At 51.2% G+C, this 16,571-nt stretch carries 18 protein-coding genes and 1 riboswitch; of the genes, 9 read left to right on the top strand and 9 right to left on the bottom strand.

Annotated features, from left to right (window positions below; all coding sequences use genetic code 11):
• Positions 1-14: 14 nt before the first annotated feature.
• A complete protein-coding gene (locus QNN86_RS00305; RefSeq protein WP_182269686.1) occupies positions 15-1,388 on the bottom strand; it encodes an MFS transporter in 1,374 nt (457 codons plus the stop codon).
• A gap of 175 nt (positions 1,389-1,563) precedes the next feature.
• Here QNN86_RS00305 and kdgR point away from each other — a divergent pair, with 175 nt between their 5' ends.
• Positions 1,564-2,355: a DNA-binding transcriptional regulator KdgR gene (gene kdgR, locus QNN86_RS00300; RefSeq protein ID WP_181617174.1), complete on the top strand. Its 792-nt coding sequence runs from the start codon at positions 1,564-1,566 to the stop codon at positions 2,353-2,355.
• Positions 2,356-2,467: 112 nt separating this feature from the next.
• Here kdgR and QNN86_RS00295 read toward each other — a convergent pair whose 3' ends face one another.
• Positions 2,468-2,707, bottom strand: coding sequence for a YobH family protein (locus QNN86_RS00295; RefSeq protein ID WP_003833776.1), 240 nt, complete (start codon positions 2,705-2,707; stop codon positions 2,468-2,470).
• Positions 2,708-2,870: 163 nt separating this feature from the next.
• Here QNN86_RS00295 and mgrB point away from each other — a divergent pair, with 163 nt between their 5' ends.
• The 6 genes from mgrB to rlmA all read left to right on the top strand — a co-directional run bounded on the left by mgrB (position 2,871) and on the right by rlmA (position 7,213).
• Positions 2,871-3,014: a PhoP/PhoQ regulator MgrB gene (gene mgrB / locus QNN86_RS00290; protein WP_181617173.1), complete on the top strand. Its 144-nt coding sequence runs from the start codon at positions 2,871-2,873 to the stop codon at positions 3,012-3,014.
• 74 nt (positions 3,015-3,088) lie between these two features.
• Positions 3,089-3,370, top strand: a complete 282-nt coding sequence (locus QNN86_RS00285) for a YebO family protein (RefSeq protein ID WP_414210483.1) — start codon at positions 3,089-3,091, stop codon at positions 3,368-3,370.
• A gap of 639 nt (positions 3,371-4,009) precedes the next feature.
• A complete protein-coding gene (locus tag QNN86_RS00280; protein WP_003034983.1) occupies positions 4,010-4,153 on the top strand; it encodes a DUF2627 domain-containing protein in 144 nt (47 codons plus the stop codon).
• Between the two features lie 12 nt (positions 4,154-4,165).
• Positions 4,166-4,375: a transcription antiterminator/RNA stability regulator CspE gene (gene cspE, locus QNN86_RS00275; protein ID WP_001062678.1), complete on the top strand. Its 210-nt coding sequence runs from the start codon at positions 4,166-4,168 to the stop codon at positions 4,373-4,375.
• Between the two features lie 219 nt (positions 4,376-4,594).
• Positions 4,595-6,340: a peptidoglycan glycosyltransferase FtsI gene (gene ftsI, locus QNN86_RS00270; protein WP_096756705.1), complete on the top strand. Its 1,746-nt coding sequence runs from the start codon at positions 4,595-4,597 to the stop codon at positions 6,338-6,340.
• A 63-nt stretch (positions 6,341-6,403) separates the two neighbouring features.
• Positions 6,404-7,213 (top strand): 23S rRNA (guanine(745)-N(1))-methyltransferase, encoded by an 810-nt coding sequence (rlmA, locus tag QNN86_RS00265; RefSeq protein WP_414210482.1) that lies wholly within the window; start codon positions 6,404-6,406, stop codon positions 7,211-7,213.
• Here rlmA and mntP read toward each other — a convergent pair.
• The 5 genes from mntP to manX all read right to left on the bottom strand — a co-directional run bounded on the left by mntP (position 7,210) and on the right by manX (position 11,396).
• The gene (mntP, locus tag QNN86_RS00260) at positions 7,210-7,776 is read right to left on the bottom strand and encodes a manganese efflux pump MntP (RefSeq protein WP_414210481.1); all 567 of its coding nucleotides are present in this window, start codon (positions 7,774-7,776) and stop codon (positions 7,210-7,212) included. The two genes, rlmA and mntP, sit on opposite strands and share 4 nt — an antisense overlap.
• Before the next feature lie 116 nt (positions 7,777-7,892).
• A riboswitch (yybP-ykoY riboswitch) is annotated at positions 7,893-7,993 on the bottom strand.
• A gap of 197 nt (positions 7,994-8,190) precedes the next feature.
• Positions 8,191-8,649, bottom strand: coding sequence for a DUF986 family protein (locus QNN86_RS00255; protein ID WP_096756707.1), 459 nt, complete (start codon positions 8,647-8,649; stop codon positions 8,191-8,193).
• A 61-nt stretch (positions 8,650-8,710) separates the two neighbouring features.
• Positions 8,711-9,562: a PTS mannose transporter subunit IID gene (locus QNN86_RS00250; protein ID WP_096756708.1), complete on the bottom strand. Its 852-nt coding sequence runs from the start codon at positions 9,560-9,562 to the stop codon at positions 8,711-8,713.
• A gap of 12 nt (positions 9,563-9,574) precedes the next feature.
• Positions 9,575-10,375 (bottom strand): PTS mannose/fructose/sorbose transporter subunit IIC, encoded by an 801-nt coding sequence (locus tag QNN86_RS00245; RefSeq protein WP_096756709.1) that lies wholly within the window; start codon positions 10,373-10,375, stop codon positions 9,575-9,577.
• Positions 10,376-10,433: 58 nt separating this feature from the next.
• Entirely contained in the window at positions 10,434-11,396 is a 963-nt protein-coding gene (gene manX, locus QNN86_RS00240) for a PTS mannose transporter subunit IIAB (protein ID WP_181617170.1), read from the bottom strand.
• Between the two features lie 263 nt (positions 11,397-11,659).
• Here manX and QNN86_RS00235 point away from each other — a divergent pair, with 263 nt between their 5' ends.
• Both QNN86_RS00235 and yoaE read left to right on the top strand, forming a co-directional pair.
• Complete coding sequence (locus QNN86_RS00235; RefSeq protein ID WP_414210480.1) at positions 11,660-11,869, top strand: protein YoaL; 210 nt, start codon at positions 11,660-11,662, stop codon at positions 11,867-11,869.
• Positions 11,857-13,416: a CNNM family cation transport protein YoaE gene (gene yoaE / locus QNN86_RS00230; protein WP_181617169.1), complete on the top strand. Its 1,560-nt coding sequence runs from the start codon at positions 11,857-11,859 to the stop codon at positions 13,414-13,416. The genes QNN86_RS00235 and yoaE overlap by 13 nt, the downstream gene beginning before the upstream one ends.
• A 6-nt stretch (positions 13,417-13,422) precedes the next feature.
• On the opposite strand, the gene QNN86_RS00225 is transcribed toward yoaE, so the two are convergent.
• Complete coding sequence (locus QNN86_RS00225) at positions 13,423-15,024, bottom strand: EAL domain-containing protein (RefSeq protein ID WP_414210479.1); 1,602 nt, start codon at positions 15,022-15,024, stop codon at positions 13,423-13,425.
• A 130-nt stretch (positions 15,025-15,154) separates the two neighbouring features.
• Positions 15,155-16,519 carry an L-serine ammonia-lyase gene (gene sdaA, locus QNN86_RS00220; protein ID WP_414210478.1) on the bottom strand — a complete coding sequence of 455 codons (1,365 nt, stop codon included), beginning with the start codon at positions 16,517-16,519 and terminating at the stop codon, positions 15,155-15,157.
• Between the last annotated feature and the right edge of the window lie 52 nt (positions 16,520-16,571).

Below are 16,571 nucleotides of genomic sequence, written 5' to 3'. Positions count from 1 at the left end.
TAGACGCGCTTTTTTTACGCCTGAATCCGAGGTTGGGTGATCCGCAGTCCGCTGACAATAGCGGCAAGCGTCGCCAGAATGCCAGCCGCCAGCAGTGACAGGTGGGTACCGCTGTCGCCAAACTGATTCAACATCAACGCCACTAACGCGGCACCGGTGCTTTGGCCCAGTAAACGCGCAGTTCCCAGCATCCCGCTTGCGCCACCGCTGCGTTCACGCGGCGCGGAAGTGATGATGGTATGGTTGTTTGGTGACTGGAACAGACCAAAGCCCGCACCGCACAGAATCATCGGCCAGATAATATTGAAGTCCGACGGGGCGGAGGGCAGCAACACCAGAGAAAATAACCCGCACGCCATCACCAGCATACCTAATGCCCCTAACAGCCCGGCGTGGACGCGCTCAATCAGGTAACCCGCCAGCGGTGCCATAACCATGGTGGCCAGCGGCCATGGGGTCAACAACAGACCAGTTTCAACTTCACTACGACCCAACATGGTTTGTAAAAAGAAGGGGAGAGAGACCATGGCCAACATTTGCGCGCAGAATGAACAGATCGAGGTGCCGATGGAGAGCGAAAAAAGCGGTATGCGTAGCAGATCAACCGGTAACAGCGGTACAGGTAGTGACAGCTGTCGACGGACAAAGAAATATCCCACCACGAGAAGTCCCGCCAGTTCAGCCCCGATTAGCGTGAGTGACTGTCCCTGGGCAAACCCACTGAGTGCAGTTATCAGCAAACCGAACGTTAACGCATTCATCACCGCGCTGGGTAAATCAAAACGAGGTTTATTGCTGCGCGCAGCGTTTGCGGGCAAAAAGCGCATAGCCAGCAGTAGAGCAATAATTCCAAGCGGTACGTTAATCAAAAACAACCATTTCCATGAGGCAATGGAGAGGATCGCCGCGGCAATAGTCGGACCCGCGGCAGACGAGACCGCCACGATGAACGAATTAATACCCATTCCGCGCCCCAGTTGGCGTTGAGGGTAAATAAGCCGGATCAGCGCCGTATTCACGCTCATTAATGCGGCTCCGCCAAACCCTTGTGCCACGCGCGCCAGCGTGAGCATCTGCAGGGAATCTGATAATGCGCAGAAGAGAGACGCGAGCAGAAAAACGACAAGTCCGCATTTATAAATACGTCGGTATCCAAACATGTCGCCCAAAAAAGAAAATGAGAGTAGTGAAACCACTATCGCAATTTGATAGGCATTAACGACCCAGATTGAACTGGCCGCGGAGGCCTGAAGATCGGTGGCAATCGTCGGCAGGGCAACATTGGCAATTGCACCATCCAGTACGGCCATCGAAATACCCATAATAATGGTTAATATTGCGCCATATCGTTGGGGCAGCGGCAGGCCATCGGCCTGAAATTTATCCATAGGAAGTCAATATTGTCGGAAATTATGATGAGAATAATAATTTTAGCATTGATATTTAGGTGTTATGTCGCAGATTTGTAACTAAGTGGGCAAAGATGGATTGCGAGCATCGGTACGTGAAATTATAATAAAAACCGGTTCTGATTTTTATAAAACACTCGTAATGAGGTGATAAATGGCTATCGCAGATCTGGATAAACAACCCGATTCTGTTTCTTCCGTGCTGAAAGTTTTTGGCATTCTGCAGGCGCTGGGTGAAGAGCGCGAAATTGGTATAACCGAATTGTCGCAACGCGTCATGATGTCAAAAAGCACCGTTTATCGCTTTTTACAAACCATGAAAACGTTGGGTTATGTGGCCCAGGAAGGTGAGTCTGAGAAATACTCTCTGACTCTGAAACTGTTTGAGCTGGGCGCACGCGCGTTGCAAAACGTCGATCTGATCCGTAGCGCTGATATTCAGATGCGTGAACTGTCGCGTTTAACTAAAGAGACGGTACACCTCGGTGCACTGGACGAAGACAGCATTGTCTACATCCATAAAATCGACTCAATGTACAATTTACGCATGTATTCTCGCGTAGGTCGTCGTAACCCGTTATACAGCACGGCGATCGGTAAAGTGCTACTAGCATGGCGTGATCGCGACGAAGTAAAACAGATCCTTGAAGGCGTGGAATACAAGCGCAGCACCGATCGTACAATCACCAGCACTGATGAGCTGCTGCAGCTGCTGGATAAAGTGCGTGAGCAAGGCTACGGTGAAGACAACGAAGAGCAGGAAGAAGGGCTGCGCTGTATCGGCGTTCCGGTCTTTGATCGTTTCGGCGTCGTCATTGCAGGTTTGAGTATTTCATTCCCAACTCTGCGTTTTTCTGAAGAACGCTTGCACGAATATGTCGAAATGCTGCACACGGCTGCGCGTAAAATTTCAGAACAAATGGGTTATAACGATTACCCATTCTGATTTGATTAATACGCAGTAGCTCAAAAAGCCCCAGGTGTTGGTACCGGGGCTTTTAAAATGCACAAAATTACCGCAATCTGGCACAATAATAGCCAATTCTCTTGCTGCAATATTAGCCGTTATCGATAATAACGGTGCTTTTCCTTAACAGAGGACAGTCCGACAGGCCGATAATACCGCTGTTGGTATGCACGTACTGTGCTGTACTGGTGCCTCGTGCCGTCAGATACTGACATTGCAGACCCAGCCCTGCTGCGTTCTCTTTGCTTCCTATCAGTACGCCGTAGCCACTGAGCAATAAACCAATCCAAACCAAAGCCAACAACACAATTGCGCGAATAATCAGACGCATTACAACCTCTTATCTTTTCTCGTTATTATAAGATTAGCCCGTACACTGAATGAAACAAGTGAATCATTCCTAAAAATAATTATGCTGCTAAGGTTAACGTTGGGTTTAGGTACCGCATGATAATTTAGTCGCATAGGATGTGGATTCAGAGAGTGGAGTTGGAGTGAAAAAAATTCGGTGGGTGGTCCTGATCGTTGTCGTACTGGTATGCATGCTGATGTGGGCGCAGGTGTTCAACATCATGTGCGATCAGGACGTACAATTTTTCAACGGAATTTGTGCCATCAATAAATTTATTCCCTGGTAAGCGCATTTTAGCAACAGTTGATTACCTTCTTGTGCGGCAGTGGTAAACTACGCTGTCTACATTGAGGTGGTAAAATGAACGAAGTTTTGAACTCTGGCGCGCTAAGTTTTGCGTCTTTAGTGGTATCGGTGGTGGTTCTGGTTATCGGGCTTGTGCTGTGGTTCTTCATCAATCGGGCAAGCTCACGAACTAATGAGCAGATCGAGTTACTTGAAGCGTTGTTAGATCAACAAAAACGACAGAACGCATTGCTTCGTCGTCTTTGTGAAGCTAACGAACCTGAAAAAGCCGCAGAACCTGCAGTGAAAAACCAGGATGAAGATGAAGGTATCATTCGCCTGGTAGCAGAACGCTAGTAGCCGGAAAGACAGGATGAGCAGCTGACGATACTGTTCGCTGATACTTCATCCTGTCACAACCCCTGTCAGATCATTTTCTTCTTTAACTTCTGTGCAGTTCACGTGGTGCTCTGTCGATATCGCGCTTCCATCCATTCACACTGACCGATTAATTCCTTTTCTTTGCCCAGCGTTAAATATAATTACCCATACGTTAATAATATGATTATGTCATTTTTGTGATAGCGATCGTTTTTATTATCAGCGAAACGTTTCTCTTACTTTTTTTGTGCTCTGTCATCATTCTTTCATTATTTTCCTGCAAAACCAGAAGACGGATCTCATTTTTACCGTTGTGACAAATTATGCATTACTAAGCATAAAAAATGATATTCAGCACACGGTGCATCAGTGAGTCTGGAACAACCTCACAAGGTGAGCTATGGTAGACATGTCGCGGCTGCTGCGTATGCCAGCCGGGGCAGGGCGGGAGCGGTGAGAATATATCCAGACTCGGTCTGGCGCATAACTGTGCAGTTGTCGTGAGATGAACTTCGGGATTTGTGCGACCGATCGAGACACGTTTAAAAATGGCTTGCCATTATTATCGTTGTATGTGATAACACGTTTTGGGTTAAACGAGGTACAGTTCTGTTTATGTGTGGCATTTTCAGTAAAGAAGTCCTGAGTAAACACGTTGACGTTGAATACCGCTTCTCTGCCGAACCTTATATTAGTGCCTCAAGCAGTAATGTCTCAGTTTTATCTATGTTATGCCTGCGGGCGAAGAAAATACTCTAAGGAATTTTGCAAATGGCAAAGATTAAAGGTCAAGTTAAGTGGTTCAACGAGTCTAAAGGTTTTGGTTTCATTACTCCTGCTGATGGCAGCAAAGATGTGTTCGTACACTTCTCTGCAATCCAGGGTAACGGCTTCAAAACTCTGGCTGAAGGCCAGAACGTTGAGTTCGAAATTCAGGACGGCCAGAAAGGTCCGGCTGCTGTTAACGTAACAGCTATCTGATCGAAACCACTGATTTGAAGCGCTCAGGCGCAGCAATTTCAGATATAAAGCCTCGCATTTGCGGGGCTTTTTAATTCAGATTACGTCAAAGTATTTCAAAATGCCGTCCCATTAGCGCTTTGTTGCAAAGGCGTGATATTCGTAGCATTCTTTTCCCCGCTTTCTGTCGCTAATTCTCGTTAAATCAGTCACCTGAAAAACTATCTTGCTGGAGAACAGGTGAAAAAGAAAAACGACGGCGATGCACGCAATTTTACGCCCGTACGTTTTGCCCTGCTTTGCGCGGCAATTTTATTGAGTCTGGGGCTGCTCCTTGGCAGGGTTGCGTGGTTGCAAATCGTCACGCCGACCAGTCTGGTGAAGCAGGAGGACATGCGCTCGTTACGTGAAGTAACGACGGCATCACCGCGTGGAATGATTACCGACAGAGAAGGGCGACCGTTGGCGGTGAGCGTACCGGTTAATGCTGTCTGGGCCGATCCAAAAACGATTATTAGCAAAGGTGGTGTCGGGTATAACGAGCGCTGGCAAGCGCTGGCAAAAACGTTGAATTTGTCGCTTAGCGCACTGGCGGAACGCGTTAATAGTAACCCCGCCGGACGGTTTATCTACCTGGCGCGCCAGATTTCACCCCAACAGGCGCAGTGGGTTGATAACCTGAATCTTCCGGGGATTAATCTTCGCGAAGAGTCCCGTCGTTTCTATCCCGCTGGCCACGTTGCCGCGAATTTGATTGGCTTCACCAATATTGATGGCCAGGGTATTGAAGGGGTAGAGAAAAGCTTTAATAGCCAGTTGATGGGCAAACCCGGCTCGCGGTTGGTGCGTAAAGACAAATTTGGTCATGTGATTGAGAACATCACGGAAGTGATGCCGGTACCCGCGCATGAGTTACAGCTCAGCATCGATGAACGCTTGCAGACGGTCACCGAGGATGCGCTGGACAATGCCGTGACGTGGAATAAAGCCGAGTCGGGGGCGGCGGTACTGATCAACATCGCCACTGGGGAAATATTGTCGATGGCGAGTTTCCCGGATTTCAACCCCAATAACCGCGACGGTGCGGTGCTGGACGATTTTCGTAACCGCGCGATCAGCGATACCTTTGAGCCAGGATCTACCGTTAAGCCGTTGGTGCTTATGACTGCCCTGCAACAGGGAATTGTACAGCCCGACAGCGTGATTGATACCCACCCCTTTAATCTTGACGGGCACCGTATTCGCGATGTTGGCTATTATCCTGAGTTGTCGCTGACGGGTATTTTGCAAAAATCGAGCGATACCGGCGTGTCACATTTATCATTAGCTATGCCCATTCAGCGATTGTTGGACACCTACAAGAGCTTTGGTTTTGGCGAACCGACAGGTCTAGGGTTGACTGGCGAAAGCAGCGGCTTAATGCCTCAGAGACGTTACTGGAGCAGTTTGGATCGCGCAACCTTTGCTTTCGGCTACGGATTAATGGTCACGCCGCTACAGTTGGCGCACGTTTACGCCACCATTGGCAGTTTTGGCATCTATCGACCGCTGTCCATCACCCGTATCGATCCGCCGGTAATAGGCCGACGCGTCATGTCTGAGGCGTTAGTTCATCAGGTTGAGCATATGATGGAAAGCGTTGCGCTGCCCGGCGGCGGGGGAACAAAGGCTGCGGTACGAGATTATCGGGTGGCGGTAAAAACCGGGACGGCAAAGAAAATTGGCGATGACGGCAAATATGTCGATAAATACGTGGCATACACGGCGGGCGTGGCTCCGGCAAGCGATCCGAAGTTTGCGCTGGTGGTGGTTATCAACAACCCGCAAAATGGGGCGTATTACGGTGGTGCCGTATCGGCCCCCGTCTTTAGTCAGATAATGGGGGATGTGCTGCGTCTGGAAAACGTTAAACCGGATGGCATGCCCGCTGACTCGGAACACTTGCTGGTAATGCACGGTAATAACGACGTCTCTCCGGCGCTGTAAGTTATTTTCCCAGGGCGCAATTCGCGTTACACTTGCGCCCTGAAGCCATCTGCCGGAGTTGTCATGTTGTTTTCCTGTCCCCTTTGCCATCAGCCTCTTACTCAAGATGACAACAGTTTTGCCTGCCCTGGGCGGCATCAGTTTGATGTGGCGAAAGAAGGGTATGTCAACTTACTGCCTGTTCAACACAAACGCTCGCGCGATCCAGGTGACAGTGCGGAAATGATGCAGGCACGTCGGGCATTTCTCGATGCTGGCCACTATCAGCCGCTGCGTGAGGCGATTGTCAATGTTCTCCAGGAAACGTTAACGCCAGGTGACGCGGCGATTCTCGACATCGGCTGTGGGGAAGGGTATTACACGCACGCGTTTGCCGATGCGCTGGCAGGAAGTGTGACCTTTGGTCTGGATGTCTCGAAGGTGGCGATCAAGGCCGCAGCAAGGCGTTATCCGCAGGTGACATTTTGTGTTGCGTCAAGTCATCGGCTGCCTTTTGCCGATGCTTCAATGGATGCCATTGTCAGGATCTACGCCCCCTGTAAAGCTCTGGAGCTGGCGCGCGTGGTGAAGCCGGGTGGGTGGGTGATAACGGCCACGCCGGGTCCGCGCCATTTAATGGAGCTGAAAGGGCTGATTTACGATGAAGTACGTCTGCATGCGCCGCACACGGAACAGCTGGAAGGCTTTGCCCTGCAGCAGAGTATCGCGTTGGGCTATCAGATGCAGCTCAGCGGCAGCGAGGCTGTGGCATTACTGCAAATGACGCCTTTCGCCTGGCGGGCTAAGCCGGAAGTCTGGGAAACGCTGGCGGGGAAGACGACATTTGACTGCCAGACAGACTTTAGTATTCATCTCTGGCAGCGCGTGAATTAACCGTGGAAATGTGCCCAGAGGATCTGGGCACCGATACCAATCAGTACCACTCCGCCGAGAATTTCAGCGCGTTTACCCAGCATGGGGCCAATAAAACGGCCAATCATCATCCCCAGCGTGGACATGATCAGCGTGGCGCAGCCGATAGCCAGCGCGGTGGCAATAATGTTCACTTGCAGGAAAGCCAGGCCGACGCCGACGGCCATCGCATCCAGGCTGGTGGCAATGGCGGTGGTCACCAGCAGCCAGAAACCGTGGCGACGCTGCGGCTCTTCAACGTCATCACCGTTATCGCGAAAGCCCTCGATTATCATTCGTCCACCAAGGAAAATCAGCAGGATGAAGGCAATCCAGTGGTTCCACTCGAGTACGAATTTACTTGCCAGCATGCCCATACCCCAACCAATCAGCGGGGTCAGCGTTTCGACAGCTCCGAAAATTAAGCCAGTGCGCAGAGCTTCAGAGAATTTAGGTTTGTGTAGCGTAGCACCTTTACCAATTGATGCGGCGAATGCATCCATCGACATGCCGAAAGCGAGAAGAACAGTAGCGGTGAGATTCATAACAGCGTCCTGACCGGGGTATCCATTAAACACATCACTGCCCCCAGTAACCATGCACGCCCAAACACGCAGTTCAGGAGACATGCATTGCAGTTGATGTGTCTATGGTCTCGCCTGACTGTATGTTTACAGTCCGTACGCGCCACGCCTTGCGACGAGTATGTTGACACGTACATTTCCGGAGTCTGGAAATCGGCTACTCCCCAATGACGGGCGCAACCTTAACATATTTTGAGAATATAAAACAAGAAACGGGGGGATATTATTTGACTTCTAATTGAAAACGATTTTCATTTAGATTTAATTGTCGGTAATGCGTTAAATTAAATAACAAAAAGAGAACGTGAATATAGCCTGTGCTATGTTTGTTTTACGTCAATATACAAATAACATAGTACAGGCTATGTTTCTATATCATTGATTTGATATGAGAAGTTTATATATTCTCTCGAGGTCGTCTATATTTCGTACGCGGATCAGCAATCGCCGATGTTCTAATTGCATCACCAGTACGCCATCTTCCGACAAATTCATCTCTTTAATTCGGCTATATTCCACCCAAACATTGGCGAAGAAAAAACCTTTCTGTTTAAAGATGATTTTTGGCGTGCGGATCCAGAACAAATATATTCCCATCAATACCAGCGCACACAATAACCAGGTAGTGAATTGCGCCCCATGGCTGGTGACGTTGTTGTAGATGAGAATCGCGATCAATCCAATGAAGATAACGCTATCGACACGACTACGGGGTAGCAGGGGAACAGCAAGCAGAGTAGGGCCATTACGGCGGGGCATGATGAACTGATCGTAGATGGCAAACGCCAGCAGCGACAGGATAAAAAGAACCAGCACCAGGTCCGTGATAGTCATGAATCCTTAACCCTCTAAATAGAAAAACCGGGAGCAGAGCCCCCGGTATGGTATAGCAGTCTTACAGGCCGAGCAGGCCGACAGCGTAACCCGCGATACCGATGACGAAGAAGCCAACGATAATCCACAGGGCGTTCACTTTCTTACGCAGCAGCCACATACAGGCGAAGGTCAGCAGCAGCGGTACCAGGCCCGGCATCAACTGGTCAAGGATGGTCTGCACGGTGGTTACACGAGTCTGACCATCCTGACCGGTGATGGTGGAAACCACTAGCGGGATGTTCACGTGCGTCCACTTATTCACCAGGGCCCCCATGACAAACAGGCCGAGGATTGACGCCCCCTCAGTCAGTTTCTGTAGGAAGCCGCCGCCCATATCTTTAACGATATCGACACCTTTACGATAACCGTAGGCCACACCGTAGTAGCGTGTTGCCAGACGTACCGCGTTGAACAAGATGAAGAACAACAGTGGGCCTAGCAGGCTGCCACTCATCGCGATACCCGCACCGAGGGCGGCAAATACCGGACGCACGGTACCCCAGAAGATCGGGTCACCTACGCCTGCCAGCGGACCCATCAGACCGACTTTGATACCGTTGATGGCACCATCGTCAATCTCTGCACCGTTAGCACGCTGTTCTTCCATCGCCAGCGTTACGCCAAGAACCGGTGCCGCAACATAAGGATGGGTGTTAAAGAATTCCAGGTGACGCTTAATAGCCTGCTTACGCGCGTCGTTGTTCTCCGGGTACAAACGGCGAATTGCCGGTATCATGGAGAAGCAAAAACCCAGCGCCTGCATACGTTCGAAGTTCCATGAACCCTGGAACAGGTTAGAACGAAGGAACACGCCACGAATGTCACTCGGAGTGAGTTTTTTCTCGGTGGTAGTTTTAGTCATATCAACCATTTCGCTCACCTGCTAGTCCAGTTCGTTATCAAGGTCATTGTTGCCAGCAGCTTGCGCTGGCGCACCCGCTACGCGGTTATATTTCGGGCTCAACTGAATGTAGAGGATGGCCATAACTGCGCCAATCACACCCAGTGCAACCAGGTTAAAGTTGGTAAATGCCGCGGTGACGAAACCGAGGTAGAAGAACGGCATCAGGTAGCCTGCACGCATCATGTTGATGACCATCGCATAACCGACGACGACGATCATACCGCCCGCGATGTTCAGGCCGCCGGTGACCACTTCAGGGATGGCGTTGAGCAGGCCCTGGACTTCACTGGTGCCGACAGAAATCGCCACGATAACCGCAGGGATCGCGATACGCATTGCCTGCAGGAACAGCGAGGACACATGCAGCCAGGAGAGCGCCGTCAAGTTGCCGCTCTCAGCCGCCTTATCCGCAGCGTGCTGGAAGGCGACGGTGATGGTACGAACGATGATAGTCAGAACCTGGCCAGCTGCTGCCAGCGGGATAGCCAGCGCGATACCGGCACCGATGCTTTGGTGACCTGCGATAACCAGAACGGTAGAAATAATTGAGGCCAGTGCGGCATCTGGTGCAACGGCGGCACCGATGTTCATCCAACCCAGCGCGATCATTTCCAGGGTACCACCGATGATAATACCGGTTTTCATGTCCCCGAGAACGGCACCAATCAGCGTACAGGCCACCAACGGACGGTGGAACTGAAATTCATCGAGTACCGACTCCATACCCGCGATACATGCGACGATGAACACCAGCACAATCTGAAGAGTGGTAATCTCCATTGTACTTCTCCTATTGCTATACAGACTTAAGTGTGAAAACTAAGTAAATGCCAGCGGGTTATTTCGCTTTGGCAATCAAATCCATCATTTTCAGTTTCTGATCGGTAGAAACCTTACGGGCTTCGAGTTCAATGCCGCGTGCGTTGAGTTTCTTGAAGGCTTCGATGTCTTTTTCATCAACGGAAATCGCGTTGTTAACCTGCGTTTTACCTTGACGGAAAGCCATGCCACCAATGTTTACCGAGGTGATTTTTACGCCACCTTCCACGACACGTTCAACATCGGTCGGGTTGGTGAACAGCAGCATCACACGATCGCCTGCATATTTCGGGTTGTTGTAGACGCGGATCATTTTCGCGACATCCACCACGTGCGCCGTTACGCCTGGAGGCGCAACCTGCGTCAACAGCGTTTTACGCACCGTATCTGCGGCAACTTCATCGCTGACGACGATAATGCGAGTGACGTTGGTTTCTTTGGTCCAGCGGGTGGCTACCTGACCATGGATTAGGCGGTCATCGATGCGCGCGAGGCCGATTTGCATATAATCGTTCGGCCCCATCGGTTTTGCCGGTGCCGCTGCTTTTGCTGCAGCAACCGGGGCCGGAGCGGCTTTTTCTACCGGTTTTGCTTTCAGCGCTTTCACGCCTTCGCTACCGGTTTCTACTGCCAGTGCGACTAATTCATCAAAGCTTGGGTTGTCATCACGCGCCATAAAGGTTTCGACCAGCATGGGAATGTTCACGCCAGCGATCACTTCGTAATGCTCTTTGTCGACGACAATGCGGCTCGCAGCGTTGAACGGGCTGCCTCCCCATGTATCAACGAGAAATAGCACGCCTTTACTGGTATCGAGTTTTGCCAACTGAGCGTTGTACTTTTCGATCAGCGTTTCAGCATTTTCGCCTGGAACGAAATCGATCCAGCCGACGTTTTCCTGCTCGCCTAACAGCATTTCTGCTGTTTTAAGTAACTGCTCTGCAGCCCAACCATGTGTGCCTATTACAATAGCAATGGTCACTTGCTACCTCCTTTATTATCGTTAACACATCGACAACGAGATGTATTTTGAATCGTCGTCCGCAAGCGAATCGATTCAGATAAGGGTTACAATGAAAAACCTATGATTTTCGTGAATTATTTTAGATATCGAAAAAAATAATTTATGTGATGAAGATCCGTAATTTAACTAACGATTAAAAGAAATTTCGAAGAGTAAAATATCTCCGACACAACTTATTGCAAAGGAAGGTAAATCTTTGCTAAAAACCGGTTGTGTCTGTTATGTTTAGCATACATTTAATTAATCAGGAGTATAGGGCAGTAGCCCACCGTATGGATCGTCACCGACGTCATTTCACCTCGAGGCCGCTTAGCGCCTCTCAGTTTGGCACTTTTTGCCACACACTTTATCTGCATATTGCTTCAACGCCTGAGATGTCCAGGGCGCAGTTTAGCCATTCTTTGAGCCGGAGCTTGTCATGGAATTCTTAATGGACCCGCAGATTTGGGTGGGTTTGCTCACGCTTGTTGTTCTCGAAATTGTTCTGGGTATTGATAACCTGGTCTTTATTGCGATTCTGGCCGATAAGCTGCCGCCTAAACAGCGGGATAAAGCGCGTCTGATCGGGTTGTCGCTGGCGCTGATTATGCGTCTGGCACTGCTGTCCGTGATCTCGTGGATGGTGACGCTGACGAAACCGCTGTTCACGGTGATGGACTATTCGTTCTCGGGGCGTGACCTGATTATGCTGCTGGGAGGTATCTTCCTGTTGTTCAAGGCTACCACCGAACTGCATGAGCGGCTGGAAAACCGTGAGCATGATACCGGCCAGTCAAAAGGCTATGCGAGTTTTTGGGTTGTCGTGACGCAGATTGTGATCCTCGATGCGGTCTTCTCCCTGGATGCGGTGATTACAGCCGTCGGTATGGTGAACCACCTGCCGGTAATGATGGCGGCGGTGGTGATTGCGATGGCGGTAATGTTGCTGGCGTCCAAGCCACTGACGCGATTCGTGAACCAACATCCGACGGTCGTGGTGCTGTGTCTGAGCTTCTTGTTGATGATCGGCTTGAGCCTGGTGGCCGAAGGGTTTGGCTTCCACATTCCGAAAGGTTATCTGTACGCTGCGATCGGCTTCTCGATTATTATCGAACTGTTTAACCAGATTGCTCGTCGCAACTTTATTCGCCACCAGTCGACGCTGCCGCTGCGTGCACGTACTGCCGAGGCCATTGTGCGCCTGATGGGCGGTAAACGTCAGGCCGGTGTGCAGATGGAGTCTGACAACCCGGTGCCGGTACCCGTTCCGGAAGGGGCATTTGTTGAAGAAGAACGCTATATGATCAACGGCGTGCTGTCGCTGGCCTCACGTTCTTTGCGCGGCATTATGACACCGCGTGGCGAAATCAGCTGGGTGGATGCAGATCTGAGCGTGGCAGAAATTCGTGAACAGCTGCTCTCTTCCCCACACAGCCTGTTCCCGGTGTGTCGTGGTGAACTGGACGAAATTATCGGTATCGTGCGGGCGAAAGAACTGTTAGTGGCCCTCGAAGACGGCGTAGATGTGGCAGCAATTGCCTCAGCGTCACCAGCCATCGTGGTCCCAGAAACGCTGGATCCGATTAATCTGTTGGGCGTGTTGCGTCGTGCCCGTGGCAGCTTCGTTATCGTTACCAACGAATTTGGCGTTGTTCAGGGTCTGGTGACCCCTCTGGATGTTCTGGAAGCCATTGCCGGTGAGTTCCCGGATGCTGATGAAACACCGGAAATCATCGCCGATGCGGGTGGCTGGCTGGTTAAAGGCGGCACCGATCTGCACGCCCTGCAGCAGGCGCTTGACGTTGATACGCTGGTGGATGAAGACGAAGACATTGCGACGGTGGCGGGGCTGGTTATCGCGGCTAACGGTCACATTCCGCGTGTTGGCGATGTGATTGAGGTTGCACCGCTAAGCATCACCATTGTCGAAGCGAACGACTATCGTGTGGATCTCGTTCGTATTGTTAAAGAGCAACCCGCTCACCACGAAGACGAATAATTTGACCTACCGAAACGGCATAGCAGGCATGATATGCCCGTTATGCCGGGCGGGTGGTGGTGTACTACTGCCCGCCAGCCATTGAGGAAAATCGCGCAGCGGCATCGGCTTGGCATACAGAAATCCCTGCAATACATTCACGCCATGTCGCCGTAAATGCTGGGCCTGCGCCTGCGTTTCAACCCCTTCAGCTACCAGTTCAATATTCAGTTTTTTCCCCAGTGCGATGATGATGTCAGTAACGGTCGAATTGACGGCATCAGTCCCGATCGCAGAGGTAAAGGATTTATCAATCTTCAGTACATCCGGGCGCAACTTTTCCAGCCACGAGAGCGAGCTGTTGCCGGTACCGAAATCGTCAATGGCCAGTTTTACTCCCAGCCGGTGAAGTTCATGCACCAGTCGATAATCGACATCCAGCAGCGCGTCGCGCTCGGTCAGTTCAATCACCAGTTGCTGGATGGGATGCTGACTGAACCAGTACTGATTAAGGTCTTTTAACAACATACCGTCACGAAAATGGCTGGCGGCGACGTTGATACCAATATGAAACTGGCTGCTCATTGGGAAAACGTGCCGTTGCTGAATGGTTTCTGCGATGACGTGACGAGTCAGGGGGACAATCAGGTTGTGCTCTTCCGCGATAGGGATGAATACTTCAGGTGAAATCCAGCCCTGGCGCGGGTTATTCCAGCGTAAGAGAATTTCAACGCCCGTACACTGCTGGGTGCTGGCGTTCAGTAGTGGCTGGCAAAATAGCTCAAACTCCCGCTCGGCGAGGGCCAGATTAATCTCCCAGGAAAAACTCATTCTGTTAGCGGTCGCCAGCCAGGCCAGATACCCGACTAATAAGCTGAGCATGAGCGCTAACGGTAACTGGGTGGGCAGGTGTTTTAACGCCAGTTCGCTGGCTCCTGGTCCGCTGACGCTGATGGCAAAGGGGAAATGTTGTGATGAAAGTTGGTAGCGTTGTTCGCCGTCACTCTCTGGTAGCTTGTCGACGACGCCTTGTCCGTACAGCAGATGCCGCTTACCGATGGTTAAACTGGCATGTGTAATTTGCGGAGGCTGTGGTTCAAGCAGCATGCCCGACAATAATTCAATATTGACGATCTCCAGCACCCCATCTTCGCCATTGGCAGACGACGGATACCACTGCGTCAGAATAGGGCTGCCTTTAATCAGCGAATGATCGGTGGATAACAGTAGCTGCGGTTCGCGGCTGGGCAATTCAGGTTGCAGCTGCTTGATGGGCACATTGCGATAGCCAAAAATACTCGAACAATAGAGGATGCCACCCTGAACCAGGTTAATAGAGCGCACAGTTTGCAGTCTGGCGGCGTGCTTGCTCAGGGCTAAGCGCGCCACCGAGCAGGGCAGGCCAATTAACGGCAGCAGCACATCACGTCCGGTCCGCAACGGCAGCAGGATATCATCCAGCTCTTCTACAGCATGGTTAGCGAACGTGACGGTGGAGTGATGATTTAAATTACGCTCCGAAATAAATCGGACAGATAATGTAAGAATGAGCGTCAGTAGTGCACAAACTGTGCAGACGATTAAGCGATTACGGCGATAATTTTTGATGATCCGTTGTGCTGTTTGCATGCGGGCCGCCCGATAAGCCGTTGGTCACAGAAGCCAACAGCAACAGAGCAAGTGTAGTGGGGAAAATTATCGTAGACGAGGGAGTGGAAGCAAATTCGCCCATCCGTCGCAGATGGGCGAAAATTAAGTATTAGTCACACTGAACTTTGATCGCCAGGCCACCGCGGGAGGTTTCGCGGTATTTGGCGTTCATGTCCTTGCCGGTTTCGTACATGGTCTCGATGACTTTATCCAGCGAGACGCGCGGAGCGCTGGTACGACGCATTGCCATACGCGCCGCGTTGATCGCCTTCACGGAAGCAATGGCGTTACGCTCAATGCACGGCACCTGGACCTGTCCGGCAACCGGATCGCAGGTTAAGCCGAGGTTGTGTTCCATACCGATTTCGGCAGCCACACATACCTGCTCCGGGCTCGCACCCAGTAACTCTGCCAGACCTGCTGCGGCCATAGAACATGCCACACCGACTTCGCCCTGGCAGCCCACTTCTGCGCCAGAGATAGAGGCATTCATTTTGTACAGCGCGCCAATTGCACCGGCCGCCAGGAAATAGCGGGTATAGATATCCGGGCTGACGGGCTCAATGAAGTGATCGTAATAAGCCAGAACCGCAGGCACGATGCCGCAAGCACCGTTGGTCGGCGCTGTGACAACGCGACCACCCGCGGCGTTCTCTTCGTTTACGGCCAGCGCAAACATGTTCACCCAGTCGATCACGTTCATCGGATCGTTGGAGAGTTTGTCGCTGGAGACCAGCATACGACGCAGGGCAGAGGCACGACGAGGCACGCGCAGCGGCCCCGGCAGAATGCCTTCGGTGTTCATCCCACGATCGATACAGGCCTGCATGGTTTGCCAGACGTTACCAAAATACTCTTCAATTTCTTTTTTGCTGTGCAGCGCAAGTTCGTTCTGCATCACCATGCCAGAGAGCGACAGACCGGTGCTGTTGCAGTACTCCAGCATTTCAGCGGCAGATTTGAACGGATAAGGTACGCTGACCTCATTCGCCGCATCCTGACCAAAGTGTTCTTCATCAACGATGAAACCACCGCCAATAGAATAATAGGTTTTGCTGTAAACAACGGTGTCACCGTTGTACGCGTGAATTTGCATACCGTTTTCATGCAACGACAGGTTGCCGTCGCGAAAACGCATGCCGTCATTCTGCGGGAAATCAACTTCGTGCCGACCCTGCGCTAGCAGCAGGCGTCCACGCGCTTCGACATCGCGGATAAATCCGGGAATGCTGTCGATGTCCACGGTCGCAGGCTCATTACCTGCCAGACCCATAATAATGGCGATATCGGTGTGGTGACCTTTACCCGTGAGCGACAGTGAACCATACACGTCGACGGCGACACGAGTAACGCTGTCCAGTAATCCTTTTTCGACCAGGTCATCGACGAACTGTTTACCCGCCTTCATAGGTCCTACGGTATGGGAAGATGAGGGACCGATCCCCACCTTAAACATGTCGAATAGACTAATCACGATAATACTCCTACAGGGCGACTGGGCTTGCCAGTAACGATGTTATAACTGC

The sequence above is a fragment of the Citrobacter sp. C348 genome, assembly GCF_047467975.1.
Taxonomy (GTDB): domain Bacteria; phylum Pseudomonadota; class Gammaproteobacteria; order Enterobacterales; family Enterobacteriaceae; genus Citrobacter; species Citrobacter gillenii.
The sequence above is the reverse complement of the archived record's forward strand: the minus strand, read 5'-3'. Positions and strand labels throughout refer to the sequence as shown.